At 37.1% G+C, this 19401-nt stretch carries 20 protein-coding genes; 4 read left to right on the top strand and 16 right to left on the bottom strand.

Annotated elements, in window-relative coordinates; all coding sequences use genetic code 11:
* The 3 genes from rsmH to FFM51_RS08955 form a co-directional block, all read right to left on the bottom strand.
* Positions 1-948, bottom strand: a complete 948-nt coding sequence (gene rsmH, locus FFM51_RS02985) for a 16S rRNA (cytosine(1402)-N(4))-methyltransferase RsmH (protein ID WP_137597163.1) — start codon at positions 946-948, stop codon at positions 1-3.
* A gap of 21 nt (positions 949-969) precedes the next feature.
* Entirely contained in the window at positions 970-1398 is a 429-nt protein-coding gene (gene mraZ / locus FFM51_RS02980) for a division/cell wall cluster transcriptional repressor MraZ (RefSeq protein WP_137597162.1), read from the bottom strand.
* A 165-nt stretch (positions 1399-1563) separates the two neighbouring features.
* Positions 1564-1902, bottom strand: coding sequence for a DUF3397 family protein (locus FFM51_RS08955; protein ID WP_223875885.1), 339 nt, complete (start codon positions 1900-1902; stop codon positions 1564-1566).
* Positions 1903-2012: 110 nt separating this feature from the next.
* Here FFM51_RS08955 and FFM51_RS02970 point away from each other — a divergent pair, with 110 nt between their 5' ends.
* Positions 2013-2975, top strand: a complete 963-nt coding sequence (locus FFM51_RS02970; RefSeq protein ID WP_137597160.1) for a magnesium transporter CorA family protein — start codon at positions 2013-2015, stop codon at positions 2973-2975.
* 71 nt (positions 2976-3046) lie between these two features.
* Positions 3047-3166, top strand: coding sequence for a DUF4044 domain-containing protein (locus tag FFM51_RS02965; RefSeq protein WP_137597159.1), 120 nt, complete (start codon positions 3047-3049; stop codon positions 3164-3166).
* Positions 3167-3302: 136 nt separating this feature from the next.
* Here FFM51_RS02965 and FFM51_RS02960 read toward each other — a convergent pair whose 3' ends face one another.
* The 4 genes from FFM51_RS02960 to FFM51_RS02945 all read right to left on the bottom strand — a co-directional run bounded on the left by FFM51_RS02960 (position 3303) and on the right by FFM51_RS02945 (position 8303).
* The gene (locus tag FFM51_RS02960) at positions 3303-5594 is read right to left on the bottom strand and encodes an FtsK/SpoIIIE family DNA translocase (RefSeq protein WP_137597158.1); all 2292 of its coding nucleotides are present in this window, start codon (positions 5592-5594) and stop codon (positions 3303-3305) included.
* Positions 5595-5658: 64 nt separating this feature from the next.
* On the bottom strand, positions 5659-6171 hold the full coding sequence (locus FFM51_RS02955) for a tRNA (cytidine(34)-2'-O)-methyltransferase (RefSeq protein WP_137597157.1): 513 nt from the start codon (positions 6169-6171) through the stop codon (positions 5659-5661).
* Between the two features lie 193 nt (positions 6172-6364).
* Positions 6365-7213, bottom strand: coding sequence for a methyltransferase domain-containing protein (locus FFM51_RS02950; protein ID WP_137597156.1), 849 nt, complete (start codon positions 7211-7213; stop codon positions 6365-6367).
* A gap of 10 nt (positions 7214-7223) precedes the next feature.
* Positions 7224-8303 carry an AI-2E family transporter gene (locus tag FFM51_RS02945; RefSeq protein ID WP_137597194.1) on the bottom strand — a complete coding sequence of 360 codons (1080 nt, stop codon included), beginning with the start codon at positions 8301-8303 and terminating at the stop codon, positions 7224-7226.
* A gap of 202 nt (positions 8304-8505) precedes the next feature.
* On the opposite strand from FFM51_RS02945, the gene FFM51_RS02940 reads away from it, so the two are divergent.
* Positions 8506-9537, top strand: coding sequence for a lactonase family protein (locus FFM51_RS02940; protein WP_137597155.1), 1032 nt, complete (start codon positions 8506-8508; stop codon positions 9535-9537).
* A 161-nt stretch (positions 9538-9698) separates the two neighbouring features.
* Here FFM51_RS02940 and mgtE read toward each other — a convergent pair whose 3' ends face one another.
* Genes mgtE through yjbM form a run of 4 tightly spaced genes read right to left on the bottom strand, consistent with a single transcriptional unit; the run spans position 9699 to position 13459 of the window.
* The gene (gene mgtE / locus FFM51_RS02935; RefSeq protein WP_137597193.1) at positions 9699-11045 is read right to left on the bottom strand and encodes a magnesium transporter; all 1347 of its coding nucleotides are present in this window, start codon (positions 11043-11045) and stop codon (positions 9699-9701) included.
* 21 nt (positions 11046-11066) lie between these two features.
* Positions 11067-11951: an RluA family pseudouridine synthase gene (locus tag FFM51_RS02930; RefSeq protein ID WP_137597154.1), complete on the bottom strand. Its 885-nt coding sequence runs from the start codon at positions 11949-11951 to the stop codon at positions 11067-11069.
* Positions 11948-12757, bottom strand: coding sequence for an NAD kinase (locus FFM51_RS02925; protein ID WP_137597153.1), 810 nt, complete (start codon positions 12755-12757; stop codon positions 11948-11950). Before FFM51_RS02925 ends, FFM51_RS02930 begins: the two co-directional genes overlap by 4 nt.
* A 12-nt stretch (positions 12758-12769) precedes the next feature.
* Positions 12770-13459, bottom strand: coding sequence for a GTP diphosphokinase (gene yjbM, locus FFM51_RS02920; RefSeq protein ID WP_137597152.1), 690 nt, complete (start codon positions 13457-13459; stop codon positions 12770-12772).
* A gap of 271 nt (positions 13460-13730) precedes the next feature.
* On the opposite strand from yjbM, the gene FFM51_RS02915 reads away from it, so the two are divergent.
* The gene (locus FFM51_RS02915) at positions 13731-14366 is read left to right on the top strand and encodes a DsbA family protein (protein WP_137597151.1); all 636 of its coding nucleotides are present in this window, start codon (positions 13731-13733) and stop codon (positions 14364-14366) included.
* A gap of 42 nt (positions 14367-14408) precedes the next feature.
* Here FFM51_RS02915 and FFM51_RS02910 read toward each other — a convergent pair whose 3' ends face one another.
* The 5 genes from FFM51_RS02910 to FFM51_RS02895 all read right to left on the bottom strand — a co-directional run bounded on the left by FFM51_RS02910 (position 14409) and on the right by FFM51_RS02895 (position 19385).
* Positions 14409-15440, bottom strand: a complete 1032-nt coding sequence (locus FFM51_RS02910) for a competence protein CoiA (RefSeq protein ID WP_137597150.1) — start codon at positions 15438-15440, stop codon at positions 14409-14411.
* Between the two features lie 87 nt (positions 15441-15527).
* Complete coding sequence (locus FFM51_RS02905) at positions 15528-16802, bottom strand: O-acetylhomoserine aminocarboxypropyltransferase/cysteine synthase family protein (protein WP_137597149.1); 1275 nt, start codon at positions 16800-16802, stop codon at positions 15528-15530.
* 20 nt (positions 16803-16822) lie between these two features.
* Positions 16823-17656: a homoserine O-succinyltransferase gene (locus FFM51_RS02900; RefSeq protein ID WP_223875884.1), complete on the bottom strand. Its 834-nt coding sequence runs from the start codon at positions 17654-17656 to the stop codon at positions 16823-16825.
* A 737-nt stretch (positions 17657-18393) separates the two neighbouring features.
* Positions 18394-18540, bottom strand: a complete 147-nt coding sequence (locus FFM51_RS08785) for a hypothetical protein (RefSeq protein ID WP_170999555.1) — start codon at positions 18538-18540, stop codon at positions 18394-18396.
* Positions 18537-19385 carry an N-acetylmuramoyl-L-alanine amidase gene (locus FFM51_RS02895; RefSeq protein ID WP_137597147.1) on the bottom strand — a complete coding sequence of 283 codons (849 nt, stop codon included), beginning with the start codon at positions 19383-19385 and terminating at the stop codon, positions 18537-18539. The genes FFM51_RS08785 and FFM51_RS02895 overlap by 4 nt, the downstream gene beginning before the upstream one ends.
* Positions 19386-19401: the final 16 nt, after the last annotated feature.

The raw sequence follows: 19401 nt of genomic DNA, 5'->3' as shown, positions 1-19401 counted from the left end.
TTATTTTATTTTCTCAATTATCCTTAGTTTAGCGCTGTGAGCACGACGATTTTGCTGCAGCTCTGTCGCACCTGGAAGAATTGGTTTTCGATTAACTAATTTAAAGTCCGGCTGCATTTTGGCAGGAATTACCGGCAATCCCGCTGGAACATCTTTTAACGTTGTATTTTCTCGAAACAGTGCCTTAACCAACCGATCCTCTAACGATTGAAATGTAATTGCGCTGATTCGACCACCTACATTTAAAATTGACAGCGCTTGCTCCAATGATTCTTCTAATGCTCCTAATTCATCATTAACTGCAATTCTAATTGCCTGAAAACTTCGTTTAGCCGGATGACCACCATGTCTTCTGGTGGCCGCTGGAATTGAATCTTTGACTATCTGAGCTAACTGCAATGTAGTTTGAATTGGTTCAATTGCGCGTTGCTTTTCAATTGCGCGGGCAATCGGCTTAGCAAATTTTTCCTCTCCATATCGATTTAAAATTTGCACTAACTTTGCATATGGCCATTGATTCACAACAATTTTCGCATCTAGTGACTGCTGCTGGTTCATGCGCATATCGAGCGGAGCGTCATACTGATAACTAAATCCACGTTTGGCATCGTCAAACTGTGGCGAAGATACCCCTAAGTCATAGACGATTCCATCAATTCTACTCACCTTTTGCTCAGCAAGTGCTTCTTTCAGTTCACGAAAATTACGTTGGACAAATGTTAACTGTTTCGACTGTAAATACTTCGCAAGGTGCTCTTGATTATAGTCAATTGCTGTTTGATCTTGATCAAACGCGAATAAGTGTCCACCATCAGTTAGCTGTTTTAAAATCTGTTCACTATGGCCGCCACCGCCGAGTGTAGCATCCACATAGATCCCATTAGGTTTAACATTCAAGCCAGTAACGGCTTCGTTTAATAGCACCGTAACGTGATTAAATTCAGTCATTACTGCACCTCCCACACTGTTTTATAGTCCGAAATCCATTTTTTCAGCAATCTCATCAAAATTATCTTCTGCTTCCTCTGCAAAATTATTCCAACGATCTTCACTCCAAATTTCAATTCGATCAGAAACACCAACCACAACACACTTCTTTTCGAGACCAGCATGACTACGTAATGTGACAGGAAGATTGATTCGTCCTTGCTTATCGAACTCACATTCCGTTGCGGCTGAATAAAAGAACCGTACAAATGATCGGGCATCTTTTTTAGTCAGTGGTAACTCTTTTAACTTGTCCTCTAGCGTTTGCCATTCATCCATTGGGTAACCGAACAAACATCCATCCATCCCTCGTGTAACAATGAACTGTGTCCCTAGTTGATCACGAAACTTAGCGGGAATGATTAATCGTCCTTTGGTATCAACTGTATGTGAAAATTCTCCCATAAACACGATCAATCACCCCCTTTACTAGTACTTACAAATTAGTCTACCACAATTACCCACTATCCACCACATTATTTTATAAATTAATTTGAAACAAAAAAATAGCAGTATTTCTAATCAAAGAAATACTGCTATTATGGGCTTTATTAACATTTAAATATAGGTGGGGCTTTAACCCATAAATCGATAAAAAATGGAACAAAGATACGCAATTGTGGTGTAAACTACACTGACCCGCCAAAAAACAGGAAAAAACCGTCTATATAATAGTTCACCTTTGCTGATGATCTGGACGATCACAATTAATATTCCCAAAGTCATCCAACCAATCATGACATATGGAAACCAATTCCAAGACAAATTAAGAGCACTTAAATATAATGTAAATAGGGGCCAAAAATCGTAATAGCGTAACCGTTGCGGCCAAAGACTATGCAGTAGTCGGCGCAATAATATAATTATAATTGAGCCCAAAATCAATAATAATAGTTGTACGGGTAAATTATTCATCCATGAATTCACAAATTCCACTCTCTCGTTTATACTTTAGCTATCTTCATATTATAGAAAAATTACTAACACTATTCAATCAGGAAATAAAATAAACCGAGGTAGCCAATATGATTCAATACTTTTCATCTGACGAAAAACAATTAACACCCATGGCCAATCCAGAAATGTCGGTTAATATTGCAAGTTGGATTAATGTTGAGGCCCCTACAGAAGCCGAAATTAAGGTCTTAACTCAAACCTACCAGTTACCACATCACTTTTTTAGTGCAATCCTTGACGATCAAGAAAACTCACGGGTAGTTGGTCTTGACGACAAATCGGGCAGTCCATTAATGATTTTAATGCAATATCCCAAGTTTACTACCAGTCCGTTAGGCTATTTAGGCTACGATACATATCCAATTGCGTTCATTTTAACCGAAAAAACAATTATTACCGTTTCTAACCATCCCGCTGCATTTATTCAACATTTTGTGATGCATCAAAGATCATTAGGGCGCGTTATTGCCAATCATGAAGACTTTATCTCACATATTCTCTGGTTTATTTCACATGACTTTGTCACTGCTCTACAAGGGACAGCCAAACAAATGAATCGACTAGAACGACAGCTAACTACTGCTACTAAAAATGAACAAATTTACCAAATAATGGCTCTGCAAAAAACATTAATCGAATTTAATGCTGCCTTACAGCAAAATCAACCGGTCTTAAAAAAAATCAGCTCAGGTGATCAATATTTTTCAACAGCAGAGCTAAATGCACTCAGTGACCAAACGCTTATTGAAAATAACCAAGCAATGACTATGACCAAAAATCAAAGCCAAATCTTAGATCAATACAGCAATATGGTTTCAGCAGTTGTGTCTAACAATCTAAATGATGTTATGAAAATTTTAACATCAATTACGTTGATTTTGACCATCCCCACAATTATTGGCGGCTTATATGGTATGAACGTTGGCTTGCCAGGTGCCCAACTAGCTTCTGCGTTCACTTGGATAATGGTTGCTACAATTCTAATTTGCCTAATAACACTTCATATTTTGAGAAGACATAACTATATGTGAGTCTAAAGATTGAATTTTAAGCAACTTTTAGTTACACTGTAATGAGTATTTTGAAAGGTGGTCACAATTCGATGCAGAAAAAGAAGCGTTCGGGTTTTGAAAAAATAACGATGATTGCTGTGTGGGTCATGATCATTTCAATGGTTGGCGGGTTAATCCTTGGTGCCGTTGCTGGTCTAGGCTTATACTAAACTAAATTTTACAAAAACGACTGGAAAAAGTTTTTCCAGTCGTTTTTATTAGTTCATAAACTTTTAATTATTACCAAATGACATTCAAAAAAACATGCTATAACAGTCATTGGTCTTTTTTTGTTACCTGCTAAAATTACTCTTGTTTTTCTTTAAAAACCTGTCGTGGTTTGGACCCCTCAGACGGTCCGATAAAACCACGCTGTTCCATTTCATCAATCATTCGAGCAGCTCGATTATAGCCAATCCTAAACCGTCGTTGAATCAAAGAAGTTGATGCCTTTTGTTGCTCCACAACAAAATCAAGTGCTTCACTAAATAACTCATCTTCGTCTTCTTTGTTTTCGTCTGCTTGGATCTCTTCATCTTTGACAACCATTGAATCATCATACTGGGCAGTTTGCTGTTGCTTAATAAAATTAACCACCGCCTCAACATCACGATCAGAAACGAACGCACCTTGAACACGAACCGGTTTGTTTTGATCGATTGGCATGAACAACATATCACCTCGACCCAGTAACTTTTCAGCACCATTAGAATCCAAAATCGTTCGTGAATCAATCCCACTAGAAACTGCAAACGCAATCCGTGAAGGTACGTTAGCCTTAATCAAACCAGTAATGACATCAACTGAAGGTCGTTGAGTCGCTAAAATCATGTGAATTCCAGCAGCACGTCCCATCTGAGCAATTCGAACGATTGCATCTTCCACATCATTAGAAACCGTCATCATTAAATCTGCCAATTCATCCACAATTACCAAAATCAATGGTAGGTATGGATGATCTTCGTTATCATGCTCGTTTGACTCCTGCACCATTTTATTATAGCCGGCAATATTACGGACACCAAACCCAGCAAATAATTCGTAACGCCGCTCCATCTCACTAACCACTTTGGCTAATGCTTTTGCTGCTCTTTTGGGTTCAGAAACAACAGGACTTAATAAGTGTGGAATCCCATTATAGACGCTCAATTCAACTTTTTTAGGATCAATCATTAAAAACTTAACCTGATGTGGTTTGGCTTTTAATAAAATACTAGTAATAATGACATTGATTGCAACAGACTTACCACTACCGGTTGCACCAGCGATTAATAAATGTGGCATCTTAGTTAAATCAGCTGTCATCACTTGGCCAGTAACGGCTCGACCAAGCGGTACTTCAAGCATTTTATCGTTTTTTGGTGCTGCCTCAACCATATCGCGAAATCCGACCGTGGCAATTTGCCGATTAGGGACCTCAATCCCAATCAAGGATTTCCCTGGTATTGGTGCCTCGATTCGAATATCTTTTGCAGCTAATGCAAGTGCCAAATCATCCGCTAAGTGTACAATTCGACTAACCTTAACTCCTACTGCAGGTCGTAGTTCATACTTAGTAACTGATGGACCTAAATTAACATTTTCAACCTGCGCATCTACTCCAAAGGAAGCGAGCGTATCTTGTAATGTCTTCGTGTTCACCTTAATGGCATTTAATTCTTTACTTTGATCGGTTGCCTGCACTTTTGTTAACAAATTAGTTGATGGTAATTGATAGTCAGCATTTTCACTTTCTTGTGCCGGTTGCAGCTTAACTTCTGTCTCACCCTCATCTGTTTTACTGCTGCCCCTTTCTTCAGAATCACTGGCTACGGTTATATTGGGAGTTTTATCATCTTTTGGCTCGGCCTTATCATCATTAAAAAAATCAGGTATTGGTCGTTTAGGCTCATCCGATGCTAGTAATTCTTCTTGTACCGGTTCTTTTGCCTTAGTAGCACGTGACTTTTTGGGAGCCTTATTCTTATTTTTTTCATGATTTTTTTGAGCAACCTTCATTTGAGTCATCACTTTACCAATTACAGTACCAATACTACTTAAAATTTTAGTAACTGGTAGATTGAAGAAAATAACTATGCCAATCAAAACAAGCAACCATGCTAATAATGTAGTCCCCAGATCAGACACCAAAAAATAGGATAGCTGATACAAATATGCACCCAACATCCCACCACCAACTGGCATATCCAAACTGCCTTGAATAATATCCTGATTCAAATTGGTCCAAGTGATTGTTGCAAAGTCTGAGTGGCGATCTAATTGACTAAACATGGCCCCATGAAATAACAATACGAGTCCAACATAAGCTAATAACCCACCAATCAAGAGCCGCCGATTAAAACGCGGCCAGCGTCCCTTAAAAGTCAATCCAATTGCATAGATTGCAATTACTACTAACATAACTGGATACGTTTGCCCAACAATCACTCTGAACATGTTGGCAACTAACGTTCCAACTGCACCCAAATTAAAGAGACCCAACAACACCAATAAAATGATTACAACTCCTAATAAATTATTAAGCGCAGAATCATATTTATTTTTGTTATTGGTTTTTCTTGTTGTTTTTCGTTTTCTGCTTGTTTTTTTTGCAGCCACCAAAATCCCTCTCTTTATTGTTCTAATTGTTCAATTTTATCATAGTTTAAAGTGCACCTTCACTTTATTTTAACTTATCGTGCTCATACTCATGCACTCGCTGTAAGTGCAAAAAGTTCTGCTGCCGTAAAACTTCATAAATCACAATAGCAGCACTATTAGATAAGTTTAGTGCCCTAATTTTAGTATCATCTTGTGGAATTCGAATTGCATTTTCCGGATACCGACGCATAAATGGTTCTGGTAATCCAGTTGTTTCCTTACCAAACAAAAAATAATAATCTCCCGTTGCAGCAGAATAATTAGGGCTAGCATAATCTCGACTAGCAAACTTAGAAACAATAAAAAGTTTATTAATGTCCGAAACGCTAGCAATAAATTCGGGTAAGTTTTCGTGATATGTAATATCAACTTTATCCCAGTAGTCCAATCCAGCTCGTTTCATATGTTTATCATCAACCGAAAAGCCTAGTGGTTTAATTAAATGTAATTTTGTATCGGTACCAGCACAAGTTCTTGCAATATTACCAGTATTAGCTGGCATTAGCGGTTCAAATAATACAATATGGTTAGTCACAATTCCTACTCCTCATCAGTTTTCATTAATTTTTGCCAAATAAAAAAGCAGGGTCTCGGTGTGGGCACGGCGAAACGCTGCTTTAATGAAGTACTCCTTGGTAACCACCAACGAACCAGTCGATGTCAACTACCAAACGATTTCTACCTAAAATGTAACACTACAATGGCAGAATTGCAAATTTTCTCAAATCTTAACTATTTTCTGCGCTTAACAATGTGACATCAACAGTCACCGTTTTCAGTTGTGTTAATTGCGTTTCAGTTAACTCCCGTGCATTCTTACCCCAATGGAGTGGTGTCATTTTAACAATTGCCGCCGTTAAATTAGCTGGTACTTGAAACTGATACTTAATTGTTTGAACAGTTGTCTGTGGATAATGTTTTTTAAACAGTTCAATCACGTTTGTATTGTCATATTTTGCGTGTTCACCACTTGGATACAGTAACCGCCGTAATTCTACTAAATATTCAGCATTAGGGATAACTTTAAGCAATGTTCCCCCTGGTTTTAAAACCCGGTTAAATTCCCCATAGTCCGAAGGAGAAAAAATTTCAATCACTGCATCAAAACTTTGGTTCATAAATGGCAATTTACGTAAATCAGCAACACAAAAAAATGCATTCGACAATAATTGTGTTGCCAAATTAATACCATCTTTAGAAATATCAAAGCCAATCGCTGTATCTTGATCCTGACGCAAACGCTCTAAACTTACTAATGGTGTCCCTTCACCACAACCAACATCTAATATCATCTGTGATTTTTTAGGTAGTTGCTGAGCCAATTGCTCAACTATTGGTTGAAATAAGCCAGCTGTTAATAAGTTTCTACGAGCGCTTAGCATTGATTGATCATATTCCGTTTCAACCGCACGCTGCAAAAAGTACAAAAAGCCATGCTTATTAAAATCAATTGAATGATTTTGCTCACAAACCAAACTATTACCGTTAATTGCTTCCATCGGTGATTGGCAAATAGGACATCTAAATAATTTTAAATGCTGACCAACAAAATTTTGACTCTTTTCTCTTTTTTTCACAACTGCACCTTTATTCCTTAGTCTTTGGTTGTTCATATAATGAGGAATTGGCTTGGTACCAATTGAATAAGTGCACAACCAAAACTTTTAATACCGCATACCCTGGAATTCCAAAAATAACTCCTAAAACACCAAACATTTTGCCAGAAGCAAGTAGCACAATAATAATTGTAACTGGATGAATCTTTAAATTACTTCCCAAAATTAGTGGCGATAAAACACGGCCTTCAATGGTTTGTTCAACCACAAATACTAACAGTACCTTAACGAGCATCCAAGGCGAAACAAAAGCCCCAACCAAAATAGCTGGAATCATTGCTAAAAACGATCCAAGATATGGAATCATATTTAAAATACCAGCAATAATCCCAATTGTTAACGCATATTTTAATCCAATCACTAAATATCCCAACCAAAACATAATTGCCACAAAAAACGCAACTGTTAGTTGACCGCGCACATAATTACTAATTTGTCGATTGATTTCTCCTAGTACAGTTAAAAATGACGGTCTCATTTTATTAGGGACAAATTGCACTAAATATTTAGGAAGTTGTTTACCATCACGCAATAAATAAAATAGAATAAATGGCATTGTAACCAGCGCCACCAGAACAGTGGTCAAAGTACCAAGTACATTTCCTAACGAATTAACAGTCGATTTAACGTACGCACTCGAACGTTGTGACAGTTCTTTTGATGCTAAATCACTTAAATGATTTACCTGATCTTGAAAACGATTAAACATTGGCTGACTAATTAAACCATTAATATCGTTACTAATATGTTTTAAATATGATGGCAATGCTTGAATCATTGCTTGAATCTGTTGATTAATGACCGGGATGATACTCCAAATTCCCCAACCGAGCAGTAGTATTACGATCACAAAAACGGCACTAATTGTTAACGTGCGATTAATTTTAAAACGTCGCTCAAGCCGGTCCACCAATGGATTTAATAAATAGTAAAAAACACCAGCAAGGACGATTGGTAAGCCAACAATACTCATAAATTGTTGCAATGGTCTAAATAACCAGGGTAACTTACTACTAATTAACAGAATTAGTAAAATTAGCAAAACAACCATAAGAACACTAACAATGCGGCTACTTTTGATTAGATTCAAAACTGAATTCACCTTTTTAGGTGGCTGTGGGTTTGTTTCTTTCAATATTATCTACTCCAATCGCCAAAAATTCTTGTTAATAGTGTAACATAGTTTCTCCACTGACTAGCATTGAACTGTTTCAATTGTTATATTATAAGTAGAACAATAGGAGGCAAAACTAATGTTAGAAAATTTTTTAATCGGTACATACACAAGAAAATCTAGCCAAGGAATTTACACAATAGAATTAGATACTAATACTAACCAATTATCCGAAGCTAGTCTACTGGTTAACGCGCAAAATCCCACTTATTTAGGAATTTCTGCTGCCAATAATCTATATTCCGTTGTTAAAGACGGTAGTCAAGGAGGCATTGGGGCTTACAATCTAGACACCACCCCAGTTACAATGCTAAATTCAGTTTTAGGAGCGGGCTCGCCTCCAGCCTATGTTGCAATTGATGAACAACGTCAGCTGGTCTTTAGTGGTAACTATCATCAAGGAACCATTACCGTTTTTAAAATCAATGATGACGGCAGTATTACACAAACCGATCAGGTAACCCATCAAGGCTTAACAGGTCCAGCGAAAGAACAGGATGCTCCACATGTCCATTATTGCGACTTAACTCCAGATAACCGGCTGGTTGTTTGCGATCTTGGAATGGATTTAGTGGCAGTTTATGACATTTCTGCTGATGGTAAGTTAACGGCTGTCTCACAGTACCATAATGAACCTGGATTTGGTTCTCGCCATATTAAGTTTAATCCCGTTAATCCAAACACTGCATATGTATTGGGAGAATTAAGTAGTAAATTAGAAGTCTTAAAATATAACCAATCTCTGGGAGAATTTACACATCAACAAACAATCTCAACAATTCCCACAGACTGGACAGCTCATAATGGAGCTGCAGCAATTCACATTTCTGCTGATGGTAAGTACATTTATACCTCTAATCGTGGTCAAGATACCATTGCAGTATTTAAAGTTTTATCCGATCAATCAGTTGAATTAATTCAGTCGATTAGTACAGAAGGATCATTTCCGCGCGATTTTTCCTTTGATCGGTTAGAAAAGTTTATTGTTTGCGCTAATCAAGAAACAGACAACTTAACCTTATTTGAAAGAAATTCAGTCACTGGTCGCTTAACACTCCTACAAAAAGATGTTCGTTGTCCTGAGGGTGTTTGTGTCAAAATCAAACCATAATTGAAATTAATATTCAAAACCTATTAATAATTAGAGTACAAAATAAAATATCACTCGTATAGTTAAAAGTTCACCTATACGAGTGATATTTTATTTTGTACTTACAATTATGCAACTTAGTCTCCATTTATTAAAATTGATCACCATTTTTTTGAGCATCATCAAACTAAGTAGTTTAAAAATAATTGTGCAATCGAAAAATAAATCATAACAGACGTTAAATCGGATACAGTTGAAATAAAGGGACCACTTGCAACTGCAGGATCAACTCCAATTTTATCCATTAAAATTGGAATTAAACTACCCGCTAAATTGGCAACTATAATCGCAACAAGCATTGAAATACCAATCACACTACCTAAAATAAAGTTTTGTTTCCAAACACCGACAATTATTGTAATCACAACTGCAGTTACAATACCAATCAAAGCTCCAGTCAAAACTTCATTACTAATTAACCGCCAAATCTTACGATCATTTTCAACAGAAATTTTGCGAATAGCAATCGCCAAACTTTGTGTCCCTGCATTTCCGGCAGTACCGGTAATTAGTGAGATAAATACAGCTAAGATGCTGGCTTGGCTGACTAAACTATCAAAATGATTGATTAAACTTGCAGTCGACATTCCTAATACCAATAGTGTAATTAACCACGGTAACCGGTGAAGCGCTGCTAACCAAGGGCTCTCCTTTGTATCGTCAACATTGACACCAGCCAAACCAGAATAATCTTCAGCAGATTCTTCATCAATAACATCAATAATATCATCAACTGTAATGATTCCGAGCATATGTCCAGTTTGATTAACAACAGGAACTGCCAAAAAATTATATTCTCGTACTTTTTGTGCTACATCTTCTTGGTCATCATCAACCAGCACACTGTAAATATTTGGATTCATAATAGATCGAATTTCCGTCCGTTTGTCACTGACCAATAAATCACGAAGGGTCACAACTCCGATTAAGTTTTGGGCATCATCCAGTACATATAAATAATAAATAATTTCCGCATTTTCAGCCTGATGGCGAATTATCTGCATTGCAGTACTAACTGTCTTACTTTGATCAACAGCAACATACTCCGTTGTCATTAATGCTCCAGCAGTTTTATCATCATAGTTAAGTAATTTACGGATTTCAGGAATTTCATCTTTGGGCATTAAATTCAGATATGTTGCCAAATCAGATTTTTCCATTTGTCCCAAAATATCAACTGTGTTATCAGTGTACATTTCTGACAATACAGTTGCGGCTAATTGAGGCGTCATTTCTTTCAGATAATCAATAACAGTAGTTTCATCAACTGCAAATTCGTCAAACATGTCCCCTAATTCTTTAGGAGTCAAAAAGCGGTAAATAATTTGTCGTTGCTGACCTGAAAGCGTCGTAAACAAGTGCATTTGATCATAAAAATGCAACTCCAAAAACTGACTACGAAATGCAGCTTTCTTTTGACCTTCCAACGCAGTTATCATATTTTGTTTTAAATTATCTGTTTCATTCATATCCACTAGAGCTCACCTACTTCACATCTGGGCAATAAAATTATCCATATCCGCTGGCAGCGGACATACTATTTCAATTTCTTTTTGAAGAAATAGACTATAAAACATTAAGCTACTGCAATGTAATGCCTGGCGACTCATCCAGTCCGGTCCTCCATACATGTCATCCCCCACCAACGGGTGTCCTAAATAACTGAAGTGTACCCGAATTTGATGTGTTCTACCAGTATGTAGCAAAACCGTTGCCAGTTCCGCCCTATCGCCTTTTTTTTCACTCCAGTATTCAGTTTGCGAACTCTTTCCGTCACGACCTACTTGCCGTTTAACAAACGAATCTGGATCACGTCGAATGGCAGCATCAATCAATCCATGTTCAACACTAATGTTTCCTGAGACAATTGCTTGATACTTTTTAACAACTCGGTGTTGCTTCAATTGTTGATCAAACGCAGCATGCGCGAAATGATGTTTGGGAAAAACAACGATCCCACTTGTATTTTTGTCGAGCCGTGTAGCAATATGAGTAACCTGATCTGAATAATGTTGTCGCTGATAATAACCCTTCACCCGATTAACTAAACTATCTGCAACCGCAACATGATGAGCTGGGACAGAAGCCACACCTGCCGGCTTATTTAAGATTAAGTAATCATTATCCTCATACAAAATATCAATCGGATCGTCACTACGCTCCACATTATCACTGGCAACTTCATCAGGTAAAACTAATGTAGCTTGATCCCCCATATGCATTAAATCGATTGTCCAGACGTGCTTTCCATTGATTAAAATATCGCCACCATGATATTTGGCGACGATAATAAGCGCTCTAGTTACACCATGATTCCCCAAAAAAGTTCTAACTTTGATGGGTGCCTGATCATGATACGTCCAAGAAAATCTCACTTTAATCCTCCAATAAATGCCTCATCAACACGCTCCCAAAAATTAGTATGACGATACCGTGCAAAATAAATTTTACTCATTGAGATTTGATAATGCATAGTTGCAATTGATCGTTTTTCATTTAATCCATGTGCTTGTAACTGATCACAACTTACAATCAACCGATCTTCAGTTCGTAGCTCCAGATCCAAATATTGATCTTTTCCCACAATAATGGGTGATCCCAGTGTTCTAAATACTCGGTTATTAATTGATGCAATTTCGCTTAACTGTAATCCCACCAAGCTCGGATCAATTACTGCTCCTCCAATTGATTTATTATATCCAGTCGATCCCGTTGGGGTTGAGACGCATAAGCCGTCACCACGAAATCGTTCAAATAACTGTCCCTTGATATAGATATCGCAGACCATTGTGTTTTCAATTTTTTTGATAATGGATTCATTTAATGCCACAAAATGTTCTTTAGTTCCGTCAGTATAATTAATATCCACATCAACTAACGGATAACTGACTCGCTGTCCATTATCTTGTTTCAAACTTTCAACTAACTTGTCTGCCTCAAAATCGCGCCAATCAGTATAAAAACCCAAGTGACCAGTATGAATTCCAACAAAGCGCACATGCTCTAACTGATCCCGGTAGTGATGAAATGCTGATAATAATGTTCCGTCGCCGCCAATTGATAAAACAATATCCGGCGCAACATCGTCAATGATGATACCAGTATCCACCAAAAGTTCTTTAATTCGGCTGGTAACTTTATTAGAATCGTTTGTTTGATTACTATAGATTGCAACTTTCATAGTACTTTCCTCTTAACTTTGGCCCGTTTGGCCCGTATCATCTGTTTGCTCATGATCTTGATTTTCCTGGATACTCCAAGAATTACTTTTACCATATGAAAATAAATTTTGTGCTTCTTGAATTTCTTCTCTAATTTCTGACATTTCATTATCTAGCTTAAATGCTGCTTCACCAGCCCGTTGCAATCGAGCACTCAAATCGTTTGGAAAATCGCCTTGATATTTGTAATTAAGTGAATGTTCAATTGTTGCCCAAAAATTCATAGATAGCGTCCGAACTTGAATCTCGGTTAATAACTTCTTTTCACCGGAAACTAGTTGTACTGGATATTCCACCACAATATGATATGAGCGATAGCCACTCGGTTTGGCATTGGTAATATAATCTCGTTCTTCTAGAATAGTCATGTCGCTTCTTTGACGCAACAAATCAACTACTTGATAGATATCTTCAACAAATTGACACATAATTCTTAATCCAGCAATATCTTGCATATCCTGTTCTAATCGGTCCTGTTCAATATGTCGACGAACCATTTTTTCTTTGATACTATCCACAGGTTTTACTCGACCTGTCACAAACTCAATTGGAGCATGTTGATTCAAATCTTGAAATTGTTTTCTCATACCACGTAATTTAATTTTTAATTCATCAACTGCTTGTTGATAAGGTAACAAAAAATGTCGCCAGTTTTCTGCCATGCTTGTTTTCCCCCTCATCTTCGAATACCATTCTATCATATAAATACCAATTTTAATTAACTGAAAGTTTTTCACAAGCTAGATTAACTGCATATTTCTTTACATTCTCACCAATATTTGGCAAAATACGAATATTGATTTTAAGAATACATTCACTAATTTCACAAGCTTTTCAGTTGTTTTTTGCTGAATGTTTGGTAAGGTTAATGTGCAACAATTTAAGAACATGAATACATAGTTTAATTGACTGTTTTATTGAGGAGGATCTATCTTGTTAGAAGTTTATTTGTTTGTTAACCCCCTGGAAACAAAATGCATGCGGTGTGAACACGATGTTTTGAGGCTCGATGGAAAGTTGGATGGTAATGTTTCGTATCAGTTCATCCCATTACTTAACCTACAAACCATTACAGCGACACTCGAATCACATGGCTTAAACCCACATGATTTAGCACTAAGAAACAATGCATCAGATATTTTATTCCAAATTATCATGGATTATAAGGCAGCCCTATTTCAAGGTCGTAAAAAAGGCCGTAGCTTTTTACTTCAATTGCAACAACACTTGGTCTGCGAACAGGACGAGTATACAACAGAACTTAGTGCACAGATTGCCAAAGCCGTAAGTCTAGATATTGATATGTTTATGGAAGATCGAAGTTCTGAATTAGCCCACCAAGCTTTCATTGCTGATCAAAAGATGGCCAATGATATGGGAGTTACCAAACCTTCTTCTGCCGTTGTTTTTGATGCAGATCATTCAGACTATGGTGTCCTAATTGAAAATTTTGATTACCAAACACTGGCAGATATTTGCACTCATAAGACCCAAGAATTGCAAAAATCAGCTCAAGAATTTGCTGATTTTTATCTCCACCAAAATAATCCTGATTTACATGTTTTGTAGTTCTTTCAAGGACGGCTAAGGCCGTCTTTTTTATTTCCATATCTAATGCTGGTTAATATAATTGATCTTACTAAGACTGTCATTAAACCACTTAGGCGAATTAATATAGCACACACATGTATTTACAGTAATAATCTGATGTTTTTGCAATTGAATCGTAAATTCCTTTAAATATTTCAACTTAACTTGATCAATTGGCAATAAACAAGGGAATGTCAGCCATTGTTCTGGAGCAATTTGGTTTAACCATGCAAACCAATTTTCTAACGACCACTGGTGATAAAATTTTACTTTTTCTAATGCTAGTAAAACCTGTGTTTGCCAGATAGTTAAACCGTAAAGCGTGCATGGCCACTGCTTATCAATATGGTGTCCCACAATTGGAATACCGACAAATAGATGCCCAGCCTGATAACATTGCTGCACAATCGGCAATAGCCGCTGATTGCCAGCCATTATTTGCTGTTCAATTCTTTTAGTTTGCTGCACCACTACCTGTCTTGGTGCTGCATGCTTTGGCTGACAAAAATCCACATACAAATAATTTTCCCCATTCATAAACTTGCGTTTCCCTGTACTCCAAAATAATAAATCAAATTTATTAAAAATAAGCTGTGTAAATTGAGCTACTTTACTTGCTGTTAAGTGACGGTCTTGATAAGGACTTCCTAAAATCCACCATACTGGCATTTTTAGTTTATGATACCCTACATTTCGCTCTTGTAAACGTTGAAGTGAAATGGGACTGCACTGATATTCTAATGCCACAGACTGACCATTTATTTTAATCAAAAGGTCTGGTCGTTGTTTAATTTTCGGTAAATATACCTCATAAACTGGCTCAAAATGATGTTGTTTGGCCCAATTATAAAGCTGTTTTTTCCCGAGTAAATGTTCGCGCGTTTCACCCTCACTAGCCACACAATCTGCGCCCTTAGTATGGGCAAAATGGGCTATTTTTATTGTCCCACGACGTAAATAAACTTTTTGGTTGCAAGCTGGACATGTAAAGCAACCTTTTTGTGTACTAGCATTAGCAACTACTAGTTTTCTGTTTTCCATTGCCACTAACATGTTAATCACCCCTACAATATTCACATACGGGTAATTTTATATTTCCAATTAAAAAGACTGGAGTAATTTCATCCAGTCTTTTTAAAATTATATTTTTGCTAATGCTTGATCTAAGTCAGCAATTAAATCATCAACGTTTTCAATTCCGATAGATAACCTAATTAAATCTGGAGTAATCCCAGCTTGTTGCAGCTCATCTTCGTTTAATTGCGCGTGGGTAGTTGATGCAGGATGAATAATCAAGGAATGTGCATCCCCCACATTCGCCAATAGTGAGAATAGATTAAGACTCCCAATCAGTTGTTTGCCGGCTTTTTCACCACCGGTTAAGCCAATTGTGAAAATCGACCCAACCCCTTTAGGAAAATACTTAGTGGCCAAACTGTTATATGGACTATCAGCTAGCTCTGGGTAATTAACCCAGGCCACCTTCGGATGATTATTTAAATATTTAACGATTTTTCGTGCATTTTCAACATGTCGTTCTACTCGCAATGATAAACTTTCCAAACCTTGGATAAACAGAAATGAATTCGTTGGACTAATAGCCGCACCGGTATCGCGCAGTACCTGTGCTCGAACCTTGGTTGTGAACGCTCCTGGCCGTAAATTATTCCAGACAAGTCCATTATATTGGTCATCAGGTGCTGTAAATCCTGGGTAGCGATCTCCTTTAGCGTAATCAAATTGACCGTTTTCCACGATTACTCCACCCATTGACGTTCCATGACCACCAATGAATTTAGTCGCTGAGTGAACCACAACATCCGCACCGTAATCCAGTGGTTTAATCAAATATGGTGTTCCAAATGTATTATCAACGATCAAAATTAGATTGTTTTCATGAGCAATTTTTGCAATTGCTTCAAAATCAACTAAATTAATACCAGGATTACCAATACTTTCAACGTATAAAGCCTTAGTTTTTGCGTTAATTTTAGTGGCAAAATTAGCAGGATCATCAGGATCAACAAAGTGCGTCGTGATTCCTAACTTCTTTAACGTCACACTAAAGAGATCATAGGTTCCACCATAAATTGTACTAGCAGAAACAATTTCATCTCCCGCATCAGCCACATTTAAAATTGCGGCAGTAATTGCGGCAGATCCCGTCGCTAATACTACCCCTGATGTTCCATTTTCAAGTGCTGCCACTCGTTTTTCAAATACGTCAGTAGTCGGATTAGTTAAGCGCGTGTAAATATTACCAGCGTCGGTTAGTGCAAATCGTCCTGCTGCTTGAGCAGCATCCTTAAATACATATGAAGTGGTTTGGTAAATTGGTACTGCCCGTGCACCTGTTTCATCAACTGTTTGACCTGCTGTTACCTGTAAAGTTTCAAATTTTAATTTTTTTGTCATTGTAATTCCTCCGATTTAATTTAAATTTGGTTTAACCAATTAGTAAAAATTTGGGTACCGGCACTATGCCAGCGATTAATTACTTTTTTGCTGGGATCATTCGCATAGAAGTAATTTTCTGGTAATTTAATTTGTATTCCTTGCTTCAAATCCCGAAAATACTCATCACCCAATGTATCTGTATTATATTCTGGGTGACCAGTAATGAAGGTATCACGATGGTCTTTGGTAGTGATAAGTTGAGGACCAGTTTTTTTTGAATCAAGCAAAAGTTTTAATTCGGCATGTTGTAAGACGTCACTTGTTTCAATAGTTGTTCTTCTTGAATGCGGTAAATAAAAGATACTGCTCAATCCCGTTAGCAAGGAGTCCGGTTGCTCAATACGATGTTCAAAAACACCAAATATTTTTTGCTCAACACTGTGTTTTTTTATGCCAAATTCATAATTCAATGCGGCTTGAGCAGCCCAGCAAATGAATAAACGTTGTTTAACATGTGTTTGTGCCCAATCTAATAATTGAGTGAACTCATTCCAATAGTCTACTGCGGCAAAATCTAGATTTTCAACAGGAGCACCAGTTATGATTAACCCATCAAAATAATCATCTCTAATTTCATCTAATGTCGCGTATGTTTTTTTCAAATAAGGTAAAATATTTGTTTTAAAATGATGTGTTCGCGGATATAAAAAGGTAAAGCTTAAATTCTGCGAACAATCAGTACAAAGATTTAAAATCTGTCCCTCAGTTTCTAATTTATTTGGCATAATATTTAGCACCAATAAATTTAATGTTCTAGTTGAAGCTACGTTGCATCGATTCAATACAAACTGTTTAGCATATTTTTGCTGCACTTTTGTCAAACTAGCACCTCCATTTATCGACAAAAAAAGCCTTCATCCACCAAATGCCATGACGACATTTAGGGACGAAGGCCTCGCGGTACCACCCATATTTATATTAATTTCACAATTAATACCTCAAAAAGTACATCAAAACAGACTATACTCCGCAAAATATCGCTTGCAAACGGCTCATCAGCATTAACACACCAAATCACTAGCTAAAAGATCATCTTCACGCCTAACTCAATTTGTTTCATCTCACCAACCGAAACTCTCTGGATAAATGAGTAGTCGCTACTCTTCTTTATTATTGCCATTAATTTTTAACTTGTTTTTAATCTTAACATCATATTTATGAAAGTCAATCTTTTTCCTAAAAAAAACTCTGCTCAAATGAGTAGAGTTAACTAAACCTATTTATTAAAGTAGAATCGCGTTACATTAATATGCTGTTAAATCAACGTTAATAGACAAAAGTACCCACTTTTTCCCACTGCATATATTCACGCATATAATGAATGTGAATGCATAATCGAGCTAAGGCAATTAATACATATGATCCTGTTTCTACTATTATAATGCAATCATCCTTGTATGAACAAGAAACCGACCTTTACTTTTAGTTTTGTTATTAAATTCAAAAGTAAGCTAAAATAAAACACTCAACTTTGCAATATTTGCCATTTATTTAATATTACCCACACAAAAAAGCCTCTAACTCGCAATGAGCTAGAGGCTTAATTAATCTATTCTGTTTTGATTGATGCATTCTCAATGTGGCTTGCATTTTCAAGATTAATTTTATCATCTTGGTTTGCTATTTTAGAAGATTGTGTATTAATCTCTTTAATCAATAAATCTTCTTTTTTTATTCTTCCACTAACTATTGTCATTTAAATACACCCCACTTGTTTACTCGTTTATTACCGTTAGCATTACCAGTAGGAAGATACCCATATTCATTAGCGCGAGGTTGACGAATCCAGACATACCCACCAGAATATCCGTAAGCATTGTACTTAACCACACTGCCTTTTTTCAGTACGGCCAAAAGTGGAGATTTAACACTTGCAGAACCAGATCGCAATTTAATACCCGCTGGATCAGTAATTGTGAATGTTCCAGTTTGTGCAATCCACTTAATTCCAGTTGATGGTGTGGCTGCTGGTTTACTTACTGCTGGTTTGGATGATGTTGTAGTTGCAGACTTAGTAGCAACAGAACTGCCAGCGCCATTAGCAATATCTTTAGCCAGTTGTGTCTTATCAACGCCAATCCGTTTAAGCGCGCCATAAGGATCACTATGATCGGTACCACCCAGATTCTGCGATACCCAGTTATGAGTTTTAACACCATTACCGGCAGTATCTAGAGTCAATGGAATACCATATTTCTTAGCCATATCGCGTGCCAGCTCAATATAAGTATTATAAATACGCCGTTGTTTGGCAACGTCTGCAGATTCTTCCATCTCAATCTGCACTGGTGATAAACCGTTAACCCTGGGACCAGCGCCCCAAGCCACATATCCTGGTGTACCAACTTGATAAACGACTCCGTCACCGGCAATAAAGTGAACATAAGCTGTGTTCCACGTACGTTTTTCATATGCAGCGTTGTTTTTAGCGCTGGCACCCACATTAGCAGTTGAGTGTAAGATCAAATACTTATTGCTAGCCTTTTGGCTGGCACCTTCTTTGGACGCTAATGCAAAACTTTTATCAATTGTATAAGCCATTATTTGTTACTTCCTT

Source organism: Paucilactobacillus kaifaensis, from assembly GCF_005405145.1.
GTDB lineage: Bacteria > Bacillota > Bacilli > Lactobacillales > Lactobacillaceae > Paucilactobacillus > Paucilactobacillus kaifaensis.
Note: the sequence above shows the minus strand (reverse complement) of the source record. Positions and strands in the feature narration are given on the sequence as shown.